General features: G+C 68.0%; 22 protein-coding genes and 1 pseudogene. 12 read left to right on the plus strand and 11 right to left on the minus strand.

What is annotated here, in order from left to right:
- Window positions 1-4 precede the first annotated feature (4 nt).
- Window positions 5-271: pseudogene (locus EF387_RS48600) on the minus strand (response regulator transcription factor); the annotation flags it as partial.
- A 470-nt stretch (window positions 272-741) separates the two neighbouring features.
- The gene (locus EF387_RS26000) at window positions 742-1575 is read right to left on the minus strand and encodes a PIG-L family deacetylase (protein WP_128379017.1); all 834 of its coding nucleotides are present in this window, start codon (window positions 1573-1575) and stop codon (window positions 742-744) included.
- A 657-nt stretch (window positions 1576-2232) separates the two neighbouring features.
- On the opposite strand from EF387_RS26000, the gene EF387_RS47560 reads away from it, so the two are divergent.
- Both EF387_RS47560 and EF387_RS47565 read left to right on the plus strand, forming a co-directional pair.
- A complete protein-coding gene (locus EF387_RS47560; RefSeq protein ID WP_202918370.1) occupies window positions 2233-2556 on the plus strand; it encodes a MarR family winged helix-turn-helix transcriptional regulator in 324 nt (107 codons plus the stop codon).
- Between the two features lie 408 nt (window positions 2557-2964).
- The gene (locus EF387_RS47565) at window positions 2965-3246 is read left to right on the plus strand and encodes a transposase (protein ID WP_238431691.1); all 282 of its coding nucleotides are present in this window, start codon (window positions 2965-2967) and stop codon (window positions 3244-3246) included.
- A gap of 535 nt (window positions 3247-3781) precedes the next feature.
- Here EF387_RS47565 and EF387_RS26010 read toward each other — a convergent pair.
- Window positions 3782-4303, minus strand: a complete 522-nt coding sequence (locus EF387_RS26010) for a hypothetical protein (protein WP_238431692.1) — start codon at window positions 4301-4303, stop codon at window positions 3782-3784.
- A 322-nt stretch (window positions 4304-4625) separates the two neighbouring features.
- Between EF387_RS26010 and EF387_RS48605 the strand changes: the two genes are divergently transcribed.
- Window positions 4626-4928, plus strand: coding sequence for a hypothetical protein (locus EF387_RS48605; protein WP_238431693.1), 303 nt, complete (start codon window positions 4626-4628; stop codon window positions 4926-4928).
- 11 nt (window positions 4929-4939) lie between these two features.
- Here EF387_RS48605 and EF387_RS26020 read toward each other — a convergent pair whose 3' ends face one another.
- The 6 genes from EF387_RS26020 to EF387_RS26050 form a co-directional block, all read right to left on the minus strand.
- A complete protein-coding gene (locus tag EF387_RS26020; RefSeq protein ID WP_128379018.1) occupies window positions 4940-5809 on the minus strand; it encodes a PhzF family phenazine biosynthesis protein in 870 nt (289 codons plus the stop codon).
- A gap of 161 nt (window positions 5810-5970) precedes the next feature.
- Window positions 5971-6765: a lysophospholipid acyltransferase family protein gene (locus EF387_RS26025; RefSeq protein WP_238431694.1), complete on the minus strand. Its 795-nt coding sequence runs from the start codon at window positions 6763-6765 to the stop codon at window positions 5971-5973.
- 143 nt (window positions 6766-6908) lie between these two features.
- On the minus strand, window positions 6909-7676 hold the full coding sequence (locus EF387_RS26030; protein ID WP_128379019.1) for a GNAT family N-acetyltransferase: 768 nt from the start codon (window positions 7674-7676) through the stop codon (window positions 6909-6911).
- A gap of 40 nt (window positions 7677-7716) precedes the next feature.
- Window positions 7717-8610, minus strand: coding sequence for a peptidoglycan-binding domain-containing protein (locus tag EF387_RS26035; protein WP_238431695.1), 894 nt, complete (start codon window positions 8608-8610; stop codon window positions 7717-7719).
- Window positions 8611-10426: 1816 nt separating this feature from the next.
- Window positions 10427-10879 carry an SRPBCC family protein gene (locus EF387_RS26045; protein ID WP_162467213.1) on the minus strand — a complete coding sequence of 151 codons (453 nt, stop codon included), beginning with the start codon at window positions 10877-10879 and terminating at the stop codon, window positions 10427-10429.
- Entirely contained in the window at window positions 10876-11181 is a 306-nt protein-coding gene (locus EF387_RS26050) for an ArsR/SmtB family transcription factor (protein ID WP_128379022.1), read from the minus strand. The genes EF387_RS26045 and EF387_RS26050 overlap by 4 nt, the downstream gene beginning before the upstream one ends.
- 1331 nt (window positions 11182-12512) lie before the next feature.
- Here EF387_RS26050 and EF387_RS26060 point away from each other — a divergent pair.
- Window positions 12513-12809: a hypothetical protein gene (locus EF387_RS26060; RefSeq protein ID WP_128379023.1), complete on the plus strand. Its 297-nt coding sequence runs from the start codon at window positions 12513-12515 to the stop codon at window positions 12807-12809.
- Between the two features lie 131 nt (window positions 12810-12940).
- Window positions 12941-13543, plus strand: coding sequence for a hypothetical protein (locus tag EF387_RS26065; protein WP_128379024.1), 603 nt, complete (start codon window positions 12941-12943; stop codon window positions 13541-13543).
- Window positions 13544-13605: 62 nt separating this feature from the next.
- On the opposite strand, the gene EF387_RS46770 is transcribed toward EF387_RS26065, so the two are convergent.
- Window positions 13606-13752, minus strand: coding sequence for a hypothetical protein (locus tag EF387_RS46770; RefSeq protein WP_155589787.1), 147 nt, complete (start codon window positions 13750-13752; stop codon window positions 13606-13608).
- A gap of 129 nt (window positions 13753-13881) precedes the next feature.
- Between EF387_RS46770 and EF387_RS26070 the strand changes: the two genes are divergently transcribed.
- The gene (locus tag EF387_RS26070; protein ID WP_128379025.1) at window positions 13882-15456 is read left to right on the plus strand and encodes a penicillin-binding transpeptidase domain-containing protein; all 1575 of its coding nucleotides are present in this window, start codon (window positions 13882-13884) and stop codon (window positions 15454-15456) included.
- A gap of 85 nt (window positions 15457-15541) precedes the next feature.
- Here the strand turns inward: EF387_RS26070 and EF387_RS26075 are convergent, their stop codons facing one another.
- Window positions 15542-16864: an FAD-dependent oxidoreductase gene (locus tag EF387_RS26075; protein WP_128379026.1), complete on the minus strand. Its 1323-nt coding sequence runs from the start codon at window positions 16862-16864 to the stop codon at window positions 15542-15544.
- 361 nt (window positions 16865-17225) lie between these two features.
- Here EF387_RS26075 and EF387_RS26080 point away from each other — a divergent pair, with 361 nt between their 5' ends.
- The 6 genes from EF387_RS26080 to EF387_RS26105 all read left to right on the plus strand — a co-directional run bounded on the left by EF387_RS26080 (window position 17226) and on the right by EF387_RS26105 (window position 23087).
- Window positions 17226-18647 carry an SAM-dependent methyltransferase gene (locus tag EF387_RS26080; RefSeq protein ID WP_128379027.1) on the plus strand — a complete coding sequence of 474 codons (1422 nt, stop codon included), beginning with the start codon at window positions 17226-17228 and terminating at the stop codon, window positions 18645-18647.
- Window positions 18648-18653: 6 nt separating this feature from the next.
- A complete protein-coding gene (locus tag EF387_RS26085; protein WP_128379028.1) occupies window positions 18654-19037 on the plus strand; it encodes a hypothetical protein in 384 nt (127 codons plus the stop codon).
- A gap of 20 nt (window positions 19038-19057) precedes the next feature.
- Complete coding sequence (locus EF387_RS26090) at window positions 19058-19711, plus strand: SMI1/KNR4 family protein (RefSeq protein WP_238431696.1); 654 nt, start codon at window positions 19058-19060, stop codon at window positions 19709-19711.
- 216 nt (window positions 19712-19927) lie between these two features.
- Complete coding sequence (locus EF387_RS26095; protein ID WP_128379065.1) at window positions 19928-20911, plus strand: ABC transporter ATP-binding protein; 984 nt, start codon at window positions 19928-19930, stop codon at window positions 20909-20911.
- The gene (locus tag EF387_RS26100; protein WP_128379029.1) at window positions 20908-21930 is read left to right on the plus strand and encodes an ABC transporter; all 1023 of its coding nucleotides are present in this window, start codon (window positions 20908-20910) and stop codon (window positions 21928-21930) included. The genes EF387_RS26095 and EF387_RS26100 overlap by 4 nt, the downstream gene beginning before the upstream one ends.
- A gap of 152 nt (window positions 21931-22082) precedes the next feature.
- Window positions 22083-23087, plus strand: coding sequence for a YdcF family protein (locus tag EF387_RS26105; RefSeq protein WP_128379030.1), 1005 nt, complete (start codon window positions 22083-22085; stop codon window positions 23085-23087).
- Window positions 23088-23281 lie beyond the last annotated feature (194 nt).

Consider the following 23281-nt stretch of genomic DNA (forward strand, 5'->3'; position numbering starts at 1 on the left):
TGTGCATCAGTTCCTCCCGGCTCGTGGCCCGCCCGGGGTTGCGCAGGAAGAACTCCAGCAGGTCGAACTCCCGGATGGTCAGGGCCAGTTCATGCCAGTGGCGGGTGGCGCGACGGGCGGCGGGCTCCAGGGCGAGCGGTCCCGCCCGCAGCCAAGCCCCGGCGGGTGCCGTCCGTGAGGCCGCCACCGCTCCGGCGCGGCGCAGGACCGACTCCGCCCGCAGGACCAGTTCGCGGGGGCTGAAGGGCTTGGTGATGTAGTCGTCCGCCCCTGCCGGCCCTTTCCTCGAGGACGCCCCAGGCGCGGAACATGGCGGCGGTGACGCGCCGGTCGAAGAGGGTCTCCTCCACTCCCACGTCGATTGGGTCCTGGCCGGGGGAGGAGACGTCCTCAGGGGCGCGGGCCTGGCTGATGAGGGCACGATGCACGAGCCGCGCCGGGCCTGCCCGAGACGGACTTCCTGTAAGGTCTCGCGGTTGGTGTCGGAGACCCGCCACCGGGACCTGCTTCTTCATTCACCTGTGTCGGGTTCATTCACCTGTGTCGGGCTATTCACCTGTGCCGGGCTTGTGACCAGGGCTGTCGCGCACTTTCCGAGTTAGTAGCCCGCACCTCTCCCACCTGCGCGGTTGCCAGTGGTTCGGGGAAGCGCAGTGTCGGGTCGGCAGTGCGGGCACGTGCCGACACCCCCTAGGGCCTGGACGCGGGCTGCCGGAGCGGAACGCGCGGTCGGTGGGCGGATCAGCGCAATCCGGCGAAGAGATCGTTCTCGGGTATGGCCGCGCCGGTGGCGTCCTGGACACGTACGAAGGTCTCCATGCCCATCAACTCGCCGAACCTCTCCCTGCCCATCTTGAGGAAGAAGATGTTCTCGCCCTGACTGGCGTGCGCGGCCAACGCGTCGAACTTCTGCCCGCTGAACGCGGTCGTGTCCACCCACGTGGTGATCTCATCGTCGGGGAGGCCGATCTCGGCCATTGCGGCGGCCTCGGCAGGATCCGGCTCCGGCATGTCCGGATGAAACTCGCGCATGATCTCGCCGAACCGCTGCATCATCGAGCGGGGCATCGTGGTCCAGTACACCTTCGGTGTCAGCGCGGTCATCTCCAGCGCCGCCATCGTGATGCGGTGGGCCTGGATGTGGTCGGGGTGGCCGTAGAAGCCGTTCTCGTCATAGGTGACGACCACATCAGGGCGGTAGTGCCGCATGAGTTCCGCGAGTCGGGCTGCGCCTTCCTGCACGGGGGTCTGCCAGAAGGATCCGGGGGCGTCGTTGCTCGGCCAGCCCATCATCCCGGAGTCGGCATAATCCAGCATCTCCAGATCGCTGACCTTCAGGACGTCACAGCTCGCCTCAAGTTCGCGACGGCGCATCAATGCGACTGCCGCCGGATCGTGCCCGGGATCGCCCGGCTTGACACCTCCCGGTCCGTCACCGCAACCGCCGTCGGTACACGTCACGAGAACCGTGCGGATGCCTTCCGCCGCGTACCGTGCGAGGACCCCTCCGGTTCCGGTGGCCTCGTCGTCGGGGTGGGCGTGCACCGCCATGAGCGTCAAAGGCCGGTCAGTCATGAAACAGTCCTCCTGCAGAACTAACTACGTTGCGTCTTGGTCCGAGTGCGCGGCGGGTGTACCGCGACCCTGGTGGGCGGAACCTTGTGGTCGCCGAGTTCCCGGCCCGTGCGGCGCCGGTCCCTCGGTCGATGCAACCGTGCCGACCGGACCGGCTGTTCCCGGCGCGGCGCTTGGCCTTCCAGGCGTCTGCGTTTCAACGCGAACCAGGTACAGGCGCGACCTGCACGTCAGCGCCACGTCGGATTGGGTTTCCTCCGGCACAAGTCGTGAGATACCGGCACGAAGTTTTTCAGGCGGCCGGCACAAGCACCACGGCACGCCGGGCATCAGGAGCTCCTGCACGGAGATGGTACGACGGAGGGCGAAGCCCGCCCTCGGCGGACCGCAATGCCGGCGAGCGTTCCTTCGGTGCCGCATCGGCTCTGACAACGTGTTCTTCCAATAACGGGCTTCGGTGCAGGGTCTGTCTAGAGGATCGACAGAAACATGTGATCACGGCTGGTGTGCACTCGATCCTCAGGTGGGTGCCGTCGAGAAGCGGGATGCGGGAAAGGTGATAGATCGGGTGAAAATACTTCGGGGGAGTGGTCCAGTAACTGCTCCAGGACGACCCGGGTCTCCAGTTGGGCCAGTGGCGCGCCGAGGCAGGTGTGGATGCCGAAGCTCGGTGACCTGGCCGGCTTGTGTCACGCCTCGCCCCCGGTTCCGGGACGCACCGTGCAGGCCCTGGCGGTTGAGGGCCTGCTCCTGCGTGAACAGTCGCCGCACGACGCGCGGTCGTTCAACGCCGCCCTCACCGACGCCGGGTGCGCCCGTTTGGAGCAGGCGCTGCCCGTCTACGTCGCCACAGTTCGCCGCCTGGTCCTGGATCACCTCCATCGCGAAACCGTCGACGTGGCCAAGCTCGCCGCCGCCTGGGGTCCGGTGGCGGCGGCCTATGAGCCGGGCCGACCGGGTTCGGACTGGCCAGGGCGTTGACGGCGGCGGGTGCGCGGTGTGTGGTGGTCGCGCCGTCGAAGGTTGAACGGCTGCCGGGTGACCGGGTCAAAACAGACCGGCGGGATGCGGAGCGGCCGGCGAGGCTGTTGCGGATCGGGGAACTCCCGGCCGTGCGGGTGCCTACCGAGGAGGATGCCGCGCGGGATCTGGTGCGGGCCCCGCGCGGACGCGCGCGGAGGTCTGTTGCGTGCGCGGCACCGGCTTTCCAAGTTACTGCTGCGCCAGGGTCTGGTGTGGCAGGGCCCGGCCCGGACGCAGTAGCACGAGAGTCGGCTGCGCTCTCTCTGTTTCGACCGGCTCGGTGCGCAGCTGGCCTTCGACGAGGCATTCGACACCGTGCTGCACTGTCATGCCCGCCGCGGGCGGCTGGATGGGGCCATCGAGCAGATGGCCGCCGTCTCGCCGTTCGTGCCGGTGGTGGGGCGGCTGGGTTGCCTGCGCGGGGTCAGCACACTGACTGCCTTCGGGCTGGCCGTCGAAGTCGGTGACTGGCACTGGTTCACCGGCGCCACCATCGGCTCCTATCTGGGGCTGGTGCCGTCGGAGGGCTCTGGCGGCGAGCGCCGGATGCAGGGTCCGATCACCAAGACCGCAACAGCCACGCCCGCAGGTTGCTGGTGGAGGCGTCCTGGCACCACCGCAAGCGGTACCGTCTGGGCCGCGAGCTGATGCGCCGCCAGGCCGGTCAGCCGCCCGCAGTCCGGGACCGGGCCGAGCGGGGCAACCGGCGCCTTAACCAGCGGTGGAAGCGATTCGACGCCCGCGACACACGGCCCACCATCGCCGCCGTGGCCGTCGCCCGTGAACTGGCCGGATGGTGCTGGAGCCTGGCTGTGATGGACGAACCGTCCTGACACCAGCCGGCCCACAAGCCGCCGGTGGCAGACCGGCGCTGGACGGGCAGCGCGAGGAGGACCCGCGGCACACCGATGAGCAGCCCCGCCGGGGATCGGTGCGGCCACGCTCGGCCCTGGACCCGCGGAACACTCCCGACGCACAACCGGTCATGCGGTAACCAACCCATGCATATCAGTCTGACCGCTCGTCGAGCCGACACGCCTCACCGCACCCTCTCTCCCACCGGCCCAACAGCACGAAGAGCAGGCCCGGCACCTGAGTGTCGAGCCGGACACCGCACGTCCCTTGACACCCAGGTTCTCCATATCAGCTGTGGTGTCTCATGACGTTGGTGCCACGGTCGTGATCACTGAGCGCCGGGGTTGTTGCCGTCGTTGAGAAGGGCGCTGTGGCGTTCGGTGAGCGGGCCAACGCCGAGATCTTCACGCATGAGCTGGCGCATCCTGGCAGCTGCTTTGCCGCGGGCCTCCCAGCGGGCGTGATCCTCTGGACTGCTGACAACGGTCCCGTCGATGTAGCCGTCGCAGATGCGTTGCAGGCAGTGGTACACGCTGTTGGAGGCCTTGACGACAGGTTGGGGCGCGATGAGCCACATCCGTTCTGATGCGATGGCTATGCCTGAATCCCGAAAGGCTTCGCGCAGCGTAACCGCCCGCTCGTCGTCGGAAGGGTGTTCTCGCTCGGCCAAGGTCCGCAGAGTCTCACCGAGGACCTTCACGGCGGTGGTGTACTGCGTGTAGATATCGAGCCGCAGCCGAAGAGCTTCTTTGGCCTCATCGTGCTTCCATCGATTCCGATCGGCGATGAGAGTGGCGACGATGCCGATCGCGGCCCCGGCCAAGGTGGAGAGCAGTGGCAACCAGTCCATGTGGGCTAGCTTGGGTCATCCCGTGACGGCGGCACCAGGTGGGCTTCGAGGACGAACCTGTACCGCCAGCGCCCGAGACCACCGGCGCTGTGCCGTAACCAGTCTCCCGGGACAGCACACCCAAAAGGATCTTCTGCGGTACCACGGGAGTTGTACAACCATCGCGGATACCGCGTGCCGTGGAGCCAGAGCAACTGCTGCGGATCCGGGACGGCGACTGCTTCGCCCGGGGGCGCTCGGCTATGAGACGGATGCCGCGCACCTCGACATGACGCACGGTGTCCCTCAAGCAACTGGAAGAGACGGAACCCCACCGTCGTTCGTGGTACTGGCGACTGCGGACCTCGGTCACTGGCGTCACTTCGGCCAGGGCGGCATGGCGACCATGGGCGTCTGCGGACTCGGCAGGGGCACCGTCTGCAATGCCGCCACCATCAACTGGGGCAGCACACTGCACGACCCGATCGTCGACCGGATCACCTCCAACGTGCTGGACCGGCTCAGCGCCGACGCCGATGCCGCCCGGGGGCGATGGGACAGTCAAGCCTGCGAGGATAAACCGATGACGGTGAGTGAGAGTCAAGCATGCTCGCGTGTGGTTGCCGCGGAGCATCCGCGCTGCTGAGTGACCGGGCGTCATGGCAGGCAGGTGAGTTCGCCGCGGGCCACCGCGATGACCGCACCGCGGACCGATGTCTCCATTGCCCGACCACTTTCGGCGCGTACCTCGACGTCCATGGTCGATGTCCGCCCGATTTCGGCTCCCTGGCTGATGATGAACGCCGAACGGCCGTCGGGGCTCAGCATGCCGCGGTGGACGAGGTGGACGCCCAACGCGACGGCGGAGGAACCCCCGCCCGGATCCTCGGCAACTCCCGAGCCCGGAGCGAACATCCGTATGTGTGCTCGTCGCGACTCCCGTGAGTAACTGAACAGCACGAGCCCGACCATGCCGACGGTCCGGGCGATGAGCGCCGCGGCGTCGGGGCGGGCCCGGGCCACGGCCTCATCGTGGACCGGCAGGAAAGCGAACCATGCGCCGGCCGCGGCGGCCCCGGGAGCGCCTGCGACGTCCACGTCATCGACTGTGAGACCGACCGCCGCGGCCAACGGTGCGGCATCCAGGTCCTTGCCGATCTCCGGTCGGCCACCGGCGATCCGGGCGCCGTCATCGTCCACACGAACCGGGATGACGCCCGCGCCGCACTGCTGCCGGACCTTGCCGTGTCCGATCACGCCTCTGCGGGCCAGCAGCCATGCGGCGCCGATGCTGGGGTGGCCGGCGAATGATAGTTCGACGGTCGGAGTGAAGATGCGCACGCGGTAATCGGCGCCCGGGACAGTCGGGGGCAGCGTGAACACAGTCTCGGAGAGGTGGAACTCACGGGCGATGGCCTGCATCGCCGTGTCGGTCAGCGATTCGCCGCCGTGCACCACTGCCAACGGGTTTCCCGCGTAGGGGCGATCGGCGAACACATCAAGAATGTCGTATTGCAGATTCGTCATGATCCACTCTCATGAGGTATTACGCGGCACGCCTGCGGATCGGCTGAGGCGCCTGTGCCGAGCCTGGTGACCGGGTCCCACGAGCCACTGGCCGATGCGCGGGTTACAGGCTTCAGTCCTTCAGCACAAGGCGGGAGCTTTTCGGGGCGAGGGTGTGTCGGTCACGGGAGTGCCCCCGCCGGGACGGTCGGTGGATGGCTGCTCGTTCGATTTTCGCTCCGGGACACGGCGGCCTCGCGGGCCGCGCGGGCCAGCGACCGACGGTCGGTGTAGGTTCCCGGCGGAATGGGTGGCAGGACGGCGAGTTCGGCGGTCAGACCGCGGACCGCGGACACCCTGCGCAGCGAGGACAGCAGGGTGTCATCACCCACGTACGCCGCCGCCTCGGCGGGCTGCCGGTGCCCGAGGCCGTAGCGGATGCGTACCGGCTGCACGGGGACCGACGCGTCGATCGCGGCCTGGAAGGCGGCGTGCCGGAAGGGGCCGTGCTCTCGGCCGCACCAGGTGGTGCCTTCGGGGAAGACGATCACCGATGAGCCGGCGCGCAGTGCCGCGGCGAGCTCGGCGACCTTGGCGGGCAGGACACGCAACCGGTCGCGTTCCACGAACAACGTGCCTCCGGAGAGGGCCACTCGCCCGAGCACCGGATAGGACGCGATCTCCTGCTTAGCCACCATCCGGCCAGGCAGGGCGGCGGCGATCAGAGGTATATCCAGCCATGAGACATGGTTGGCAACCACGAGCCTGCCCGTCACCGGCCGTGCCGCCCGTCCGTCGCCGGTCCCGGTGATCCTCGCCCGTACGCCGAAGGCCGAGAGAATGGTGCGGCACCAGCGCCTGATCAGCCGGTCGCGGAAGGGCCGGGAGAAGCGCCGGATCAGGGGGATGAGAGAAACACCGAAGGCGATGACGGCGATCCCCGTCACGAGTCGGGCCGCGCGCAGCAGCCGCGTCACGGACGGCCCGGGATCGGAAACACAAAGGGCGGGCGTGCATGGGGCGCTGGGCAGCCAGATGCTGGTCGGCAGGGGGCCGTTGGCCGAAGCTTCGTGGGGCGACGCGCCGTGAGCGCCGCTGGCGGGGACGCCGGCAGGGGCGCTCACGGCGCGGACGCCAGGGAGAGGAAACGGCTGAGGTAACGCGGGTCGGCGCGCCGCACAGACAGCAGTACGTAGAAATCGGCCACCCCGAAGTCAGGGTCGTACGCCGGCTCTCCGCACACCCAGGCGCCCAGGCGCACATAGCCGCGCAGGAGCGGCGGGAGCGGAATACGCCCGGAGGGAGCGGAGGTGGGACGCCAGGGGAGGCGAGGGGTGACGCGGTACTCCTCTGGGGAAAGGTGCTTGGCGGACACGGTCTCCCACACACTGGTGGCCAGTGCCCCGCCGTCCGCCAGAGGGACCGAACAGCACCCACCGAGCCAGTCGTGCCCGGCCTGGGTCATGTAGCGCGCGATACCGGCCCACATGAGGGAGATGACTGCCCCGTCGCGGTGGTCGGGGTGGACGCAGGAGCGGCCCGCCTCGACGAGGTCGTGTCGGATCCCCGTCAGACCACCGAGGTTGAACTCGGTTTCCGCGTACAGGCCCCGGACGGCGGTAGCCTGAGCGGGCGGCAGCAGCCGGTACGTGCCGACGACCGCCCCTGTGCCTTCCTCACGGACCAGCAGATGGTCGCAGTGGTCGTCGAAGGCATCTGCATCCAGACCGGCCTCGGGCGTGGTGAGTGAGGCGCCCAACTCGCCGGCGAAGACCTCGTGGCGCAGCCGCTGGGCCGCTCGTATGTCGCGCTCGTCCCTCGTGAGGGAGACGGTATAGCGACGAGGGGCCGTCTGAGGGGGCGATGCGAGCGCTGTCGACGCGGCCATGTCTGTTTCTTCTTCCAACGCGCAAGCCAGTTGCATCCCGTCAGCCCCGGACGGTGAAGCCGTGCTTCGCACCGAGCTTGGTGAGGGTGCTCTTTCCCGGGATGCCGTCCGCCTCGGCTCCGGTGAACCCGTACCGTCGCTGCAGGGCGGCATAGGCCTCGATGGTCGTCGTGCCGAAGGAGCCGTCGGCCCGATGCGACGGCAGGAGGCCCTCGGCGACCAGGGCCTTCTCCACGAGGAGTACATCGGCCTTGTGCGTCGTACCGCCCTGGGGGAGGGAAGGGTCGCGACGGGCGGCGGCGACGACATTGCTCAGGTCGACCGTCGGCTTGGAGCCGGAACCCGATCCCGAGCCGGGACTCGTGGTCGGAGCTGCCTTGAACAGGGCGGACTGGTCGATGTTCCCCGGGTCCCAGTGGTCGTTGCCCGGGATATTGGCGTGGCCGTAGTGGCCCCCCTTGTTCAGCCACACGGAGCGGGAGCGGTTGTCCGCATCGCCGGCCGAGGTCGCCAGCCGGCCTGCCGGCCAGGTGTCCGGGATGTGCCAGGAGCGGATGGCACGCATAAGGCCCCTGAAGTTGGGCCCCGGCTTCCAGTACCCGGTGAACGGCTTGGACGCTCGGCCGAGTACTTCGATCTGCACACAGGCCCTTCCGACCCGGTTCGTTCGCGCCTTCCCGTCGTTCCGGAGCGCGCGGGCGCTCATGTCGAGTGGACCGAACTGGCCCAGCCTGTCGGTGGTCGGGTCGTACAGCAGGTGCGGCTCGGCGCTGTTGCGGATCAGGTGCGCGGCGACGGCGCGGAACGCCTCGTCACCCGCACCGCTCTCCGTGGTGTGCCAGACGGCGCGTGCGGGAGCCACCACGAGGTCCATTGCCCCGCCGATGGTGCCGTCCCCCAGTCGCTCTGCTTCCTTGATCCAGATCTCGCTCACGCGGCATTCCCTTACTCGTTCATGTCGTTGTCGGTCGCTGATGGCCGACGTGAACCAGCGTCGAGGCCGCCGTTGCTCACTTCCCAGTCCAGGCTGCTGTCCACCTCTGACCACTGCCGGGACGGGATCGACATGTGCTTGCCGGCGGTGGAGACACGGACCGGCGGGCGGCACGGGATTGAGGCCGGATGACGGGCTGGTGGTGGTGAACCAATGCACGGAAGCGACCGTTGCGGTGTGTACGGGCCCGCAACCCGTCAGGGCTCTGGCATCCCACCCCGAGGTGTCAGAGCCCGCCCCCTCATGGTCGCGTCCGGAACGCAGCTGCGATGAGTCCACTGCCGGAAACATTGTTCCCGCTGCGCGCCGGGCGCGACTAAGGGGTCCTTGCACTATGAGCGTCCGATGAGGTCGCGTGGTCTGGTGCCGTGCATCGCAAGGCGCCGGAGAGCCCTGGATGGGGGTGCCCCCTGCTCGAGCGGAGCCGAGAGCTTGGGGGAGGAGCTACCTGGGCTTTTCGGCAACGCGGCAATGGGGGTGCCCCCTGCTCGAGCGCAGCCGAGAGCTTGGGGGAGCGGTGCCAGGCCGCGCGACCCGGGCGGGCATGGTGCAAGGACCCCTAAGGCGCTTGTCATCCCCGGATATCTGTCCCGGCGAACAGGAGTTTCCCGCGCATGGCACAGGACACTGCCACTGACGCCTTGCGCCGCTCACGGTTGTCCGTACAACGGCGCCACCAAATCCTGACGACGGTGACGGAGGAACTCACGACCCTCGGCTACGAGGTCATGACGTTGGACTCCGTGGCCGCGCGCGCCCATTGCAGCAAGGCAACCCTGTATCGGTTGTGGGCGACCGAGGCTCAGCTGGTGATCGCTGCTCTCGACGCCTGCCTGTCGGACCTCCTGACGCAGGAGGACAGAGACCGGTGCGACACCGGTTCCCTCGCTTCGGACGTGCACGCTTTCGCCGCCACTCTTTGCCAGGCAGGACAAGAAGTACGTCGAAGTTCTGACCGGCCTGAGCCAAGCCTGCTCGAGCGATCCGCTCTTGGCGGCGGCCGTATGCAGAACCGTCGTTGCCCCTGCGTCGTCCGCCTGGACGCCATTGTGCGGCGCGCCCGGGAACGTGGTGAGGTTGCGCGCCACAGCGGCTCCGGCGCGGTGCTGGACCACCTGGTTCCGGGTTTCCCGTCCCATCGCTCACTGCTCGTTGGCTCCGCGCGGACTACTCCGCCCCACCCCTTCGCGGACCAGGTGTTGTGCCAACGCTGCTTGCCTAGCGGGCCGCTCACAGCGGTTTGTCAAATCACCTTCGACCAAAGGGACTTCATGACTGGCAATGTGCTCATCCGCGGCTTCATCGCGGTGCTCCGGTGTGGCGCCGGTGTGTACTGGTACGCGTGGCGGCGACACACCTATGTCCCGTACCACGACGACATCGTGCCGCTTGACCTCCCCGCAAACGACACGCCGGCGCCTCGAGGTGACGGCGACCGATGGGTTGGCACGTGGGAGCTGACACCGTCGCTCAGATCTCGGCATCGGTGAGGGACGAAGTACACCGGCGAGGTGCGGATACCCGTCCTCGTCGATCGTGCCGAGCACCATGTAGCGGATCCGGTCCAGCACGTTGCGGGCGGTCGCGGCCAGGGCGGGGGCTGCGGTGTCGGAGGTCATGGGGCTCGGGCCCTCGGGCGAGTCCTGCGCTGGGCCGGCGGGCGGTGTGCTGTGGCGTCATGGGGCCAGCGTCGTCGGTGGGTGTCGCCGGCGGCCAGGTGACCGTCGTGGAGTGCTTGGTGTACGAGACGGCGTGATCAGGCCGCGGCGTCGAGCTGCGCGGCGATGCCTTCCAGGCACCACGTCCAGCCCACGCGCATGTGCTCGGCGGTCAGGGCGTCCGACAGGCCCTCGACCGTGAGCTCCAGCCGGGTCCCGCCCTCGACCGGCAGGAGCAGCATCGTGCAGCGGGAGCGCTCGGCCATGTCCTCCCCCGCGGTGAGCACGTCGAGCACGAGCCGCTCCACGGGCTCGAAGACCGCGAAGGTGGCCGTCTCGCTGTACGCGTCGCCGGCCGGACGAGGGCCGAACCGCAGTCGGTAGCCCCCGCCCTCGCGGGCGTCGACCTCGCAGGTCGACACGCGCCAGGCGGGGTCGGGGCAGGCCCAGCGCTGCAGCAGGTCGGCGCGGGTCCAGGCGGCCCAGACACGCTCGGGCGACGCGGGGTAGGTGCGCTCGAGGTCGAACGACAGGAGCGGGGTGGCGGTCACGTGTCCTCCAGGAGGGTGCCGAGAGCGTCCAGCCGGGTCGACCAGAGCGCCTGTTGCTGTGCGGTCCACGTGGCCACGGCGACGAGGGCGTCGTCGCGCAGCCGGCACTCGCGCACGCGGCCGCGCTTGACGGTCGTCACCAGGCCCGCCTCCTCGAGCACGCGGACGTGCTTGAGCACGGCGGGCAGCGAGAGCGTCGTCGGCGCCGCGAGGTCACCGGCGGACGTCGGCCCGCGGGCGAGCCGCTCGACGATGGCCAGGCGGGTCGGGTCACCCAGGGCTGCGAACTGATGGTGAACCATATGGTTTACTGTTCCGTCTCGACGCGCCCGTGTCAACCCGCTCGCCTACGCAGCTGGGCGGTGGGTTGCACGGCTGCCGGCGCAGGGCTCGCGGTCGCCCGGGCGACCGGGAGGGATGCCACCTTGGCGGGCCGCACGCTGCGCTCCACCGAGGCACCCGAAGCGATCGGCTGGCGGGAGCCGGTGAAGAAGCGGCTCGCGGCATGCTCGAAGCAATAGTCCAGCCACCGCGCCGACGGCAGCGGCCAGTGCCACCGCCCACGGCGCCGGGCTCACGGGAGACGGCAGGCCCCTGGTGGGGGCGCAACGATGCCTCGGCACACCGGCGACTCGGTCCCGGCCCAGCCATACCGGAAGGCCAGTAGCTCCGCGACCGCCGAGCCCGCGATCGCCAGGGCCAAGCCCACGACTCCGCTCCGCATGTCGGGAGACTTCGCCGCGACCGGAGCTGCGTCAACGTCCGCGCGAGGAACGGCCACCGGGATGCCGACCACTGCCACAGATGGATACGTCGCCGTACATGAGGCTGCGCGCCTGCACGTCCCGTTGAACCCGTCCGGTGCAGATGCTCACGCAGGTACCCCATGCGGGACACCTGTCAGATGGAGGGCCGGAGCACCCCCGGCAGGCGGGGAAGCCGACGGCTCGATGAACGTCAGGCTGCGTTGATGTCCTCATCTTGCATGGCGGGCGGCGGCCCACCGGTCCCCGGACGCCCGTCTGACGAACGCGGTCTCCGAGACGGCCTGCCCCGCCCTCCATCGCGTCCTCGGTCATCTCGACGCGGAATCATTCGGCGAGCTCCTGGAGTTCGGCCTGTCCGCGATCCTCGCGCGAAGGTGACCGAGGGCGAAGAAGGGACCAGGGAGGACCCGCCCACCGAGCGGCCGTAGTCCCCGTCCGCGAGCGACACGAGTTGAGCCAGAGCCCGCGTTCACTTAGGGCTTGCCGGGATACAACTTGCGTGCTCCGGGTCTTGACACTGCAGCTCAGGACAGATGCTCGCCGACGATTTATTTCCCGGCAAGCCCTTGGGGGTCCTTTCACTATGCCCGCCCGGGTCGCGTGGTCTGGCACCGCTCCCCCAAGCTCTCGGCTGCGCTCGAGCAGGGGGCACCCCCATCGCCGCGTTGCCAAAAGGTCCTAGTAGCTCCGCTACGAGGACCTTCCGGCGCCTTGCGATGCACGGCACCAGACCACGCGACCTGATCGGACGCTCATAGTGAAAGGACCCCTTACAGGACCAGCCCGGCATCGGCTGAGCCTTCTCCATCTGCGGGTAGAGATGCCAGTCCTGCCAGCGGCTGATGATTGGGCGTACGGTCACCGGAATGCTGGTCGCCATGACCTTCACTTCACTCATCATCGTCCTCAGCATCGTCGTGATCTGCGCCTCCACAGCCGTGTCGATGTCCACTGAGCCACCGTTCTGGATGGTGCTGGTCGTCTGTCTGATCACCTATCCGCTCAGCACTGGGCTGCTTGCCATGCCCCAACTCGCAAAAGTCGGACAGGGGTTCGTAGGCGAGTGGAGCATACGGTTGGCGATGGCGGGCGCGGTCACCGCACTACTGAGTCTCCTCATCGGCAAGGGCAAGCGCGGGCCTCGTACCCGTGCTGCCGATTGACCGCCCCAGGCCTGCAAGTCACCTCTCCCCGCCCCGACTTGAGTTCGGGGCGGCGGATGAACCTCCCTTTCCCTTTGCTCGTAGCAGTGTCCGGACACATGCTCCGCCGGAGCTACGAGAAAGTAGATGTAATGAAGACCTGGAGTTCTGGAGCAGTCGTTCTGACGTCCGTCGCGCTCATGTTGACCGCTGCCTGCGGGGCCAGTACTGGTGACGGCGAGCCCAAGTCCCGTGCATCGGCGACTGCTTCGGCGCAGGTGACGGTTCCGACGACCAAGGCCCCCGAGGCGAATGGCTCGGCTCCGGCGGGAACGCTTACGTTGGCCAGCAACGCCAAACTCGGTCCGATCGTCACGGACTCCACCGGCTTCACCCTCTACCGCTACACCAAGGACAGCTCCAAGCCCCCCAAGTCCGCTTGTGCGGAGGACTGCGCGAAGCTTTGGCCCCCAGTACCTGCGGGCGGCGCCTCGCTGCCGTCGGCCCTGGATCCTGCCTTGATCGGCTCAGTGACACGGCCGGACGGTACAAAGCAGCTGACGGTGGCGGGAACGCCGGTCTACCGCTACGCCAAAGACACCAAGCCGGGTGACGTCAAGGGCGAAGGAGTGGGCGGCGCGTGGTTCGCGTCTCTGCCCAAGGAGGGCGTGCCCGGTCTCGAAGATGCCCTGGCAGACTACATGGGCAGCACCCGCTTCAGGAGAAGCGACTCGGACGCCACCCCCGCCGGCTGAAGCAATGACATGAAGTCGGTTGGAGCACAGGCCGATCCGGGTCTGAGTTGAACTGAGTCGTCTCAGGCTCCGCAGGCCTCGTCGACGCAGAGACAGTCGTAGTACTCCGCGGCGTCCACACCGGGTCCGAGAGCGGCCTGTCCCTCGACGACGGTGGATATCGAAGTCAGCCGCCACAGCAGGCCGCGAGCCGAAGAGGGCCCCAGCACGCTCCACATCGGCTGCGGGCCTCTCGTCGTGTCCAGGGCGGGGCCGCTCGGCCCGCACAGACAACTCGTGTCAGAACTGATCGCCTTTCGAGACAAGGGCACTGCTGGGTGCTGTGCCCGGAGGTAACCATGCGCAAGAGAGTCAAGTTCGGTGTCACCGGGGCGGTTGTGCTGTTGACAGGTGTGGGCGGTTACGGTGCGGTCGATGCCCTTGGGCTGCTGAAGAAGACCGGACCGCTCACGACCGACGAGGTGCACTCGACCGCACAGGACTTCCTCGATGCATGGGGAAAGGGAGATCTGACGACCGCGGCCATGCTCACCGACGATGGCAGTGCAGCAGGACAGGCGCTGACTCAGTTCCGCAGAGGGGCCGGGGCAGATGTCTCTTTCAAGGCGGAACGGCAGAGCGCCGCGCGTGTGGACTTCTCCGTCACCCTCCGGTTCCGTCACGACGGTGGTGCATCGACCTGGACGTACGGTTCCTCCATGAGGCTGGTACGGGACCCGGGTACGGGGGAGCCGCGCGTCGCGTGGTTGCCGTCCGTCGTGCATCCGAAGCTTCGAAAGGGCGACACCCTGACGGTCGCCGAGGCCGCAACACCCGCGGTCGAAGCCGTTGACAGGGACGGCAAGAAACTGACGACCAAGGAGTTTCCCTCTCTCGCCGGCGTGCTTCCGGCGCTGGGAGAGCGCTACGGAGACAAGCTGGGCGGAACGCCACGAGTGGAGGTCCGGCTCACAACGTCGAGTGGCAGGCCGGCCGAGTCTCTGCATGTCATTTCGGCGGGCAAACCGGTGAAGCTGCGCACCACCCTGTCCGCGAAGGTTCAGCGGGCGGCGGAGCAAGCGGTCAAGGAGTTCCCGGAGTCCTCTGCGGTCGCGGTGAAGCCCAGCAGCGGCGAGATCCTCGCGGTGGCCAACAACCGCAAGGACGGATTCAACGCGGCTTTCCTCGGCAAGCTCGCCCCCGGATCCACCATGAAGATCATCACCGCGGCTGCACTGCTGGAGAAGGGGCTGGTCACCGCGCCGGGCTCCGCACCTTGCCCAAAGCTTTCGAGTATTGCGGGAACGACCTTCCACAACCTGAACAACTTCGAGCTGCCCGGCGGCACCTTCTCGGACGGCTTCATCCGCTCCTGCAACACCACGTTCATCGAGTTCGCGGACGACATCGACGCGGACACCCTGTCCCGGGAGGCACGCGAGGTTTTCGGCGTGGGCCTCGAGTGGCAGAGCGGAGTCGCCACCTTCGACGGCAGCGTCCCTGAGGCGACCGGGGCCGAGAGGGCCGCGTCGATGATCGGGCAGGGCCAGGTGCAGATGAACCCGCTGAACATGGCCTCGGTCGCTGCGACCGCCGCGACCGGGACATTCCGGCAGCCGAACCTGGTGTCGCCGGATGTGGACGACCGAACCCTTGCGGAGGCGCAGCGTTCTCTGCCGAATGATGTCGCGCGGCAACTGCGCGACATGCTGCGCAGGACGGCAAGGGAGGGAACGGCGGCCAAGGCCATGCGGGGGCTGCAGGGAGACATCGGCGCGAAGACCGGCTCAGCCGAGGTCGCGGGGGACGCCGTGTCCGACAGTTGGTTCACCGGCTACCGCAACGACATCGCCGCGGCGGCCGTCGTGGAGCAGGGCGGTCATGGAAGCGACGCTGCGGGGCCGATCGTGCGGAACATGCTCGGATCGGAGTAGCCAAGCAGTATGAACAGGTGCGCAGGGCCTGGTCGTGCGGCCCTGCGCACCGGTTCGTTCGGCGACAGCCGGCCCCGATCCGCCACTACGTCCGGGAGCGGAGCGCCGCTGCTGCGACGCGCGCGACCATCGACGGGCGGAAGAGCAGCGCCGGCGGCTTCGCGAGGTGGGCCACGGACGCGAAGGCCTTGGCGACCGGGGGAGAGACCTGAGCGGCCAGGGAGACCCTGCGCACATAGCGGTTGACCAGGTCGGTTCCCCGCGGCTTGGAGCCGCGCGTCTGGGGGAACGCGAAGTCTCCTCCGGCCGCCAGAGCCCAGGGAACCTCGACCACCTTGGCTGCTGCGGCGTAATAGACGGCGGCCGTCAGGGGCCCGCGGGGCCCGAACCGGTCAAGGGCCCTGCCCAGGGCGAGCGCCTGGAGGGCGGCGCTGGTCATGCCTTGCCCGTAGACGGGATTGAACGTACAGAGCGCGTCCCCGACCGTGACGAGGCCCACGGGAATCTCCGCCAGGCGCTCGAAGTGCCGTCGTCGGCTTGCCGGGAAGCGATGCAGGGCGATGTCACTCATCGGCTCGGCGCGGGCCACCAATTCCGCGATCGACGGATCGGGCAGCCTCTTGGCGAAGTCGAGGAACGAGGCCTCGTCGTCAGGAAGGCCGCCCACGTGCAGCGCGTGCAGACTGATGAGCCAGCGATCACCTTCAACCGGCACCGCATTACCCCCCTGCGGACTCTTGGGAGGGGAGGCCAGGATGTAAGCAGCTGCTGCCCCACCGACGCGATCGCCCGGGAGCCGCCTGAACATCCGGCTGGAGTATCCCGCGCCGATCTTCACCTGTGACACGTCGGGCCAGGAAGCTCCCAGGGATGCCAACCACCTTTCGGAACGTCCCGACGGGCCTGTGCAGTCGGCGACGAGGTCCGCGGTGAGCACCTCGCCGTCGGCGGTCGTCACCCCGGTCACTTGGCGCGCGTCGCCCAACAGACCGGAAGCTGCGCGACCTTGATGGATCGTCACATTCGGTAGACCAAGAACACGTTGGCGCAGCGACCATTCGAGAAGCGGTCTCGTGACACTGAGGAAGTGGCACTCGGAGATGGTGTGATGAAACGGGTGACCGTACTGGAACACCCTCGAATCGGCGAGATGGTCCAGACGCGCCCCACCGGCCGCGACGAGTTCCGCCGTGACACCGGGGAACAACTGCTCCAACGCTTGCTGACCGGCCTCGAGGAGCCCATGGGCGTGCCGCCCCTGGGGCACCGCTGACCGGAACTCCGGACCCGCGGGGAGGTTGTCACGGTCGACAACCACCACCTGGTCGAATCTGTCCGCCAGCACGCGTGCGGTGCACAGTCCCGCAATGCTTGCACCCATCACCACAGCTCGCCGCTGCTCACTCACTCCAGAGCCTTCCTGTACGTCAATGCCTTGCGAGGTCGCAGCATGGCTGGGGCGGCTTGTTTTTCCCGTGCCGTGCTGTTGTCGGGCGAAGCTCTTCGCCTCCGAGCACAGCGCGAGGGCAGACGGTGAACCGTTCAGGCGAAGAGCTCGTTGTACGGACCGAAGGCGACTCGAACGCCTTCCGGTGCCAGTTGATTCTCCGGACCTGAACCCCCTGCCAGGGACGCGGAGACCGCGAACGGCTGTCACCGCACATCGTGTGCGGTGACAGCCGCAAGTGGTGCGAACGGCGCGGACAACCGTACGCAGTACCGCACTGTGCACATCACGTACCGAATGGCCCGCTCGCGGGGAGGAAACGATGACCGGAGCCGCCACCGTGCTGGCCCGATGTGCCGAGGCCGTCACCGGCACACGGCTGCCCGTGGCCATCAAGGCGTGGGACGACAGCATGGCCGGGCCGGCTGACGGCCCCGCGTTCGTCCTGCGCAGCCCTCAAGCCTTGCGGCGGCTGCTGTGGCGGCCGGGACAACTCGGGCTCGCCCGTGCCTGGGTGGCCGGCGAACTCGATGTCGAGGGCGATCTGTACGAGGCGCTGGACCGGATCTCGCGACTGCTGTGGGAGCGCGAGCCGGCAGGCGGCGACGACGCGGCGCACCGCCTGCCCGCGTTCCTGCGCAGTTCGACCGGTGTACGAGCCCTGTACGACACGGTTGCTTTGGCTCGTCCCGGGCTGCCGCCCACCCCGCCCGCGGAGGAAGTGGCCGGTCGCCGTGGCCGGGCCCACACGCTGCGCCGCGACCGTGCGGCGATCAGCCACCACTACGACGTGGGCAACGACTTCTACCGTCTGGTCCTGGGGCCCAGCCTTGTGTACTCGTGCGCCTATTGGCAGGGCGGCCCGGACGAAGGAGCCACTCTGGAGGAGGCGCAGGAGGCCAAGCTCGAACTGATCTGCCGGAAGCTCGGTCTCCGCGCGGGAGAGCGCATGCTCGACGTCGGCTGTGGCTGGGGCTCACTCGCTCTGCACGCCGCGCGGCATCACGGAGTCCATGTGGTGGGCGTGACGATCTCCACAGAACAGGCCAACCTGGCCCGCTGGCGCGTTGAGCGCGCCGGTCTGACGGATGAGGTCGAGATCCGTGTGCAGGACTACCGGGAGATCTCTGACGGCCCGTACGACGCCATCTCCTCCGTAGGAATGGCGGAGCACGTGGGCACGCAGGCATATCGCGGGTACGCGGCAATACTGCACGGACTGCTCAAACCCGAGGGCCGCCTCCTCAACCATCAGATCGCCCGCCGTCCCGTCCCCGGCGAGAAGGCGTACCGGATGAACTCCTTCATCGACCGCTACGTCTTCCCGGACGGTGAGCTGGCCCCGGTGGGCTCGACCGTGGCGCTGCTGGAGGAAGCGGGATTCGAGGTGCGTGACGTCGAGGCCCTGCGAGAGCACTATGCGCTGACACTGCGCGCGTGGGTGACCAACCTGGAGCGGCACTGGGATGAGGCGGTACGGCTCACCTCGCCCGAGCGGGCCAGGATATGGCGTCTGTACATGGCTGCCTCGGCACTCGGGTTCGAGCGGAACACGATGGGAGTGAACCAGGTGCTGGCCGTCAGGACCGCGGCGGACGGTTCCTCGGGCATGGCACTGCTCAGAGGGGTTGGCCGTTGGGCAGAGCCGGCGATTTCGGGGCGGCGGGCGGAAGCCGCGGCACTCCTGCCCGAGGACATGTTCCTGACAGGGGACGGATGCGACGGTCCTACTGGAGAGGATTGATGACGCGTGCTCGTCAAACACAAGGTGAGTCTCCCGAAGTTCTTGTTGGAGGACGCGGTCGGTGAACCGCTGCCTCAGGGGCTGCGGCGTCACCGGCAGTCACAGTGCGAGGAACATCCGCAGGACGACGAGGACTGGGAGCGGGCGGCACTTCGGCTCCAGTACTGGTGCGACACGGGTGACTGGGCGGACGAGCCAGATCTGGTGGAGTGCTGTGCCGACCCCCTGACGATTTTCGACTCGCCCTCGTGCGTCCTGTGGGACCACCACGGAACGGACTGGGACCCAGCTCGCCGGGAGGAGTGGCGGGGCAGGATGTGCGAGTTCGCCTGGGCCGTCATCCCGACTCCGCTCGACTGGCCGGGGGAGGGAACTGAGCTTGACGTTTGAGTTGATGGGAGAGGGAGACCATGAGCGGCACCAGTGACAGCGGCGCGGTCCCGGCGGCTCCTGTGCTGACCACACCGCAGGAGTGGCGCAAATACCTGCGTGAGTACAGCGAACTGTATCTGCGGACTGCTGACGAATATCAGCGTCGGGCGCTTGAGCCCGAGCAGGAGGCGACGCGCTGGATGGGCCACGAGCCGGCCGCCGAGGAAGCGGTGTTGTCGGCCGAGCAACGACTCGGGGTCCGATTCCCGCCGATGCTTCGCAGCTTTCTGCTGACCAGCAACGGGTGGAGTGGTGTCGGTGGCTGGGTTGACCTCGTCTACCCGTGCGAGCGCGTTTCCTGGATGCGCGATACCGACGGGGGCAGTGACCTCATAGGCACTTACCGCGATTTCTCCGACGAGGACGACGAGTACCTGAAGCTGTTCCAGCTGTCGCTCGAGATCGCGAGTGGCGAAGACTTCTGGTTGCTCGACCCTACGCAGACCGGTCCGGACGGCGAATGGGCTGCCTACCTGTACGAGCCCAAGTACGGGGAGCTGGAGGAGTTCGCCGGCTTCGTCGAACTGTTTCACGCCAGTTGGCGAGACATGGAAACGTCCGGTGGCAAGCGGCCCGTCGTGCGTGGGGCCAGGAGTGGTGCCGAGCCGCCGCTGGATGCTGTGGGTGAGTGAGCTGTGCCGCTGAAGCCACGGCCGATCGTCCAGCAGACCAAGCAGGCGCCCCGCGGCTGGGCCTTCTGACGCCGTGGGACCGGGTGCCCACCGCCAAAGAGGTCGCGGAGACCAGCGCACTTTCACAAGAGAAGGAGCGGTACGCCGAGACCACGGCGGCCGTCGGCACAACGTGATTCCAGAATCGAGGTACCAGTGAGTAAGGCCAGGGATGCCATGGGCGTCGGGGGCCCGGCGGAGGCGTCGGCGATTGAGGCCTACGGGGTGGGCGTGAAGTACCGTCGGGGCTGGGCCCTGCAGGACTGCTCGTTCCGGCTGCCGGCCGGCCGGATCTGCGGGCTTGTGGGCCCCAACGGCGCGGGAAAGACGACGTTGATGGGGATCGCCGCCAATCTGCTGCAGCCGACCAACGGCACCCTCAAGGTATTCGGCGAGGCACCGGAATCCTCGGAGGCCAGACGGCGTACCGCGTTCCTCGCCCAGGAGAAGCCGCTGTTCCGCCGCTTCACCGTGGCCGAGACGCTGCGCATGGGCCGCGAACTGAACCCGGCCTGGGACCAGCGGGCCGCCGAGAACATCGTCCGCGCGGGCAATGTGCCCATGGAGGCGAAGATCGGCACTCTCTCCGGCGGGCAGCGCACCCGGGTCGCCTTCGCCCTCGCCTTCGGCAAGCGCCCGGACCTGCTGATGCTCGACGAGCCGATGTCCGACCTCGACCCGCTGGTACGCCACGAACTCATGAGCACGTTGATGGCCGAGGCCGCCGAACACGGCACCACTGTCCTCATGTCCTCCCACATGCTCTCCGAGCTCGAGAGTGTCTGCGACTTCCTCCTCGTCATTTCCTCGGGGGGCCTCCGCATGGCCGGTGATGTGGGCGAACTCCGGAGCGCTCACCTGCTGTTGCACGGCTTCGAGAGCGGCGAGGGAAACAGTCAGTGGCAGGGCCACGCCCACGGTGTTCCGGCGGAGCTCGCCGGCCACACCGTCGTCGAATGCCGAACCAGTGGACGCGAGGTCACCGCCCTCATCCGCCCCGAAGGCCCGGTGACCGGCCGGTGGCAGGCCCACACGCCGAACTTGGAGGAACTCCTGCTCTCCTATCTGCGCTGCCCTGACGCGCCACCTCTGATCACGTCCGAAGCCCACGTCCCGGGGCGGGCTTACGGCTCCGACGGCTCGCGGACGGTGGCGGCATGAGCAACCTGACCAGCACCTCCGCCGTCGGACCCCACGGGCCGACTGCGTCCCCCGCGTCCCGCATGGCCACCCGCGGCCCCCGGCTCGGCGGCCTGGTCTGGCTCATCTGGCGCCAGCATCGGGCCGGCTTCTGGACCGTCCTCGCCGCCACCGCCTTCTCCGTGGCGTTCATCGCCTATCAGCGCACCGGCCTGATGGACGACCTTGCCGCCCATGGCTGGCCCGACGCGGCGCCCGACAAGTGGATGGAGGGCGCACTCCCGTACGCCTCCAGGTTCCAAATGGTGGGGTACGGCCTTGGCTTCATCCCTATCCTGCTCGGCGTCTTCCTCGGCGCCCCTCTCCTCGCCGGCGATCTGGAAAGCGGCACCGCCAAACTCGTCAGTTCCCAGTCCGTCAGTTCGAGCCGCTGGCTGGCCGCCAAGCTTGGGATCAGCGCTCTGGTGGTCATCGTGTGCACGGCGGCGCTGTCCGTCACGTTCGGCTGGTGGTGGGAACCGGTCAGGAAACAGAGCCAGATTCTGGCGTGGAGCGAGGGCTCCGCGTTCGACAACACCGGCCCGGTGCCCGTCGCGCTCGCACTCTTCACCGTCGTGGGCGGCGTGGCGATCGGCATGCTCCTGCGCCGGACCCTGATCTCCATGGTCGTCACCTTCGGCTTCGCCGTCGTCGTCCAGGTGGTCTGGCACTACCAGCGGCAGAACCTCGGTCAGGTCACCACGATCACCACCAGCAAGGGAATCGGCGACACGAGTTTCCCGAGCCTGCCTGAAGCCGCTTTCGAGATCGACCGGTCGTTCGTCTCGGGTTCGGGGCAGACCTACGGCTGGGGCACCTGCGTGCGCGAGACGTCGGAGAAGGTCTGCATTCAGAAGTACGACATCGTGGGCTGGTCGGTGGACTACCTGCCGATCTCGCAGATGAGCATCATGCAGTGGCTCGGCGCATCGATACTCTTCGCTCTGACTGCAGCCGTAGTGGTGTTCGTCTTCATCCGGGCCCGCAAGCGCATCGTCTGACACCCATGAGCCGGTCCCCCGGCGCTCGAGTCAGCCCGTCACCTGCGCGTAGTCGCCCCTGGCTGCCCGCGTTCCTGGGTTCGCAGGAGTGCCGGCGCAGGTCCGACGTCGAGGTGACGAAGCCTCGTTGAGTTTCCCAGGGAGTCCGGACGATGTTCGCTCATGTCACCGCACTGCTCTTTCTGATCTTCTGTGTCCGCGTCCTGCGCGACCCCCGCCGCTTCAGCAACGCCATCCTTCTCGGCATCACCCTCATCCTCCCGCCCATGTACGAGTTCGTGGACTCCGACGAGCGGTCGATGCCATTAACGATCACGGTGCTGGGAGCCTGCGCACTCCTCGGCCTGGGTGCCTGCGCGCTCGCGTTCTTCCTGATCGCGAACGGGGTGAAGATGGTCCGCAAGGAGGGCAGGAGCCCCGCCAACCTGCTCTCGCTTCTGACCGGGCTGGCGACCCTGGGTTTCATCGCGCTGCTCGGCACGGCCCTCGTCTACGACTCGCCCACGCTGGTCCGCATCGCGAGCGTCGCAATACCGGTGGTCGGCTACGTCTCCTTCCTCTTCCTCAGCTTCCTCGGCTACGCGTTCCTCTACGGCCGACTGCCGATCCGGCGGAACGTGGACTTCGTGGTCGTACTTGGCTCCGGTCTCATCGGCGGCTCCCGGGTACCGCGACTGTTGGCGAACAGGCTGGACCGGGGGCGCAAGGTGTATGAGGCGCAGGCCGCGCGCGGCAACCCCCCGGTGCTGGTCACCTCCGGCGGTCAGGGCACTGACGAGGATCTACCGGAGGCCGACGCGATGGCCGACTACCTCGTCCAACGCGGTGTCCCCGAAGACCGGATCCAACGTGAGGACCGCTCCCGCACCACTGAGGAGAACCTGCGGTTCAGCAAGGCGATCATGCAGGAACTCAAGCCGGACTACCGGTGCCTCGTCGTAACGAACAACTTCCATGTCTTGCGTGCCGCGCTCACGGCTCGCCGTACCGGTGTCAGAGGCCAGGTCGTCGGCGCGCCCACCGCCGCGTACTTCTGGCCCAGCGCGACGATCCGTGAGTTCATTGCGGTCTTCCTGTCCCACAAGGTGGCCAACCTTGGGATTTGTCTGGCGCTCGGCCTGCTGGGACTGGCCGGCGCCATGGTGACACCCAGGTGACTCGCGTCGGCTCCCGCCGGCGATCCGCCTCCCTGTCGGGACGGGGCCACCGGGCCGGGCCACCCGGGAGAGGAACGGGAGCATGCCCATGGCACAGAGACGCAGAACCACCTCGTGTGCGTGTCTCCACAGCCGCGGGTTTTCTTCGCTGCGCGTCAACACCCCCTAGCACTGGCAGCCGGAAGTCGACGTCC

Origin of the sequence: Streptomyces cavernae (genome assembly GCF_004023625.1) — a bacterium.
Classification (GTDB): domain Bacteria; phylum Actinomycetota; class Actinomycetes; order Streptomycetales; family Streptomycetaceae; genus Streptomyces; species Streptomyces cavernae.

Excerpts from the sequence above, each read along its gene's own strand:
- EF387_RS26060 (WP_128379023.1), top strand. The coding sequence starts at position 12,513 with ATGCTGGTCGCCATGACCTTCACTTCACTCATCATCGTCCTCAGCATC.
- EF387_RS26090 (WP_238431696.1), top strand. The coding sequence starts at position 19,058 with ATGAGCGGCACCAGTGACAGCGGCGCGGTCCCGGCGGCTCCTGTGCTG.
- EF387_RS26065 (WP_128379024.1), top strand. The coding sequence starts at position 12,941 with ATGAAGACCTGGAGTTCTGGAGCAGTCGTTCTGACGTCCGTCGCGCTC.
- EF387_RS26100 (WP_128379029.1), top strand. The coding sequence starts at position 20,908 with ATGAGCAACCTGACCAGCACCTCCGCCGTCGGACCCCACGGGCCGACT.
- EF387_RS47565 (WP_238431691.1), top strand. The coding sequence starts at position 2,965 with ATGGCCGCCGTCTCGCCGTTCGTGCCGGTGGTGGGGCGGCTGGGTTGC.
- EF387_RS26105 (WP_128379030.1), top strand. The coding sequence starts at position 22,083 with ATGTTCGCTCATGTCACCGCACTGCTCTTTCTGATCTTCTGTGTCCGC.
- EF387_RS26070 (WP_128379025.1), top strand. The coding sequence starts at position 13,882 with ATGCGCAAGAGAGTCAAGTTCGGTGTCACCGGGGCGGTTGTGCTGTTG.
- EF387_RS26050 (WP_128379022.1), bottom strand. The coding sequence starts at position 11,181 with ATGGTTCACCATCAGTTCGCAGCCCTGGGTGACCCGACCCGCCTGGCC.
- EF387_RS26030 (WP_128379019.1), bottom strand. The coding sequence starts at position 7,676 with ATGGCCGCGTCGACAGCGCTCGCATCGCCCCCTCAGACGGCCCCTCGT.
- EF387_RS26000 (WP_128379017.1), bottom strand. The coding sequence starts at position 1,575 with ATGACTGACCGGCCTTTGACGCTCATGGCGGTGCACGCCCACCCCGAC.
- EF387_RS26020 (WP_128379018.1), bottom strand. The coding sequence starts at position 5,809 with ATGACGAATCTGCAATACGACATTCTTGATGTGTTCGCCGATCGCCCC.
- EF387_RS26010 (WP_238431692.1), bottom strand. The coding sequence starts at position 4,303 with ATGGACTGGTTGCCACTGCTCTCCACCTTGGCCGGGGCCGCGATCGGC.
- EF387_RS26095 (WP_128379065.1), top strand. The coding sequence starts at position 19,928 with ATGGGCGTCGGGGGCCCGGCGGAGGCGTCGGCGATTGAGGCCTACGGG.
- EF387_RS47560 (WP_202918370.1), top strand. The coding sequence starts at position 2,233 with ATGCCGAAGCTCGGTGACCTGGCCGGCTTGTGTCACGCCTCGCCCCCG.
- EF387_RS26080 (WP_128379027.1), top strand. The coding sequence starts at position 17,226 with ATGACCGGAGCCGCCACCGTGCTGGCCCGATGTGCCGAGGCCGTCACC.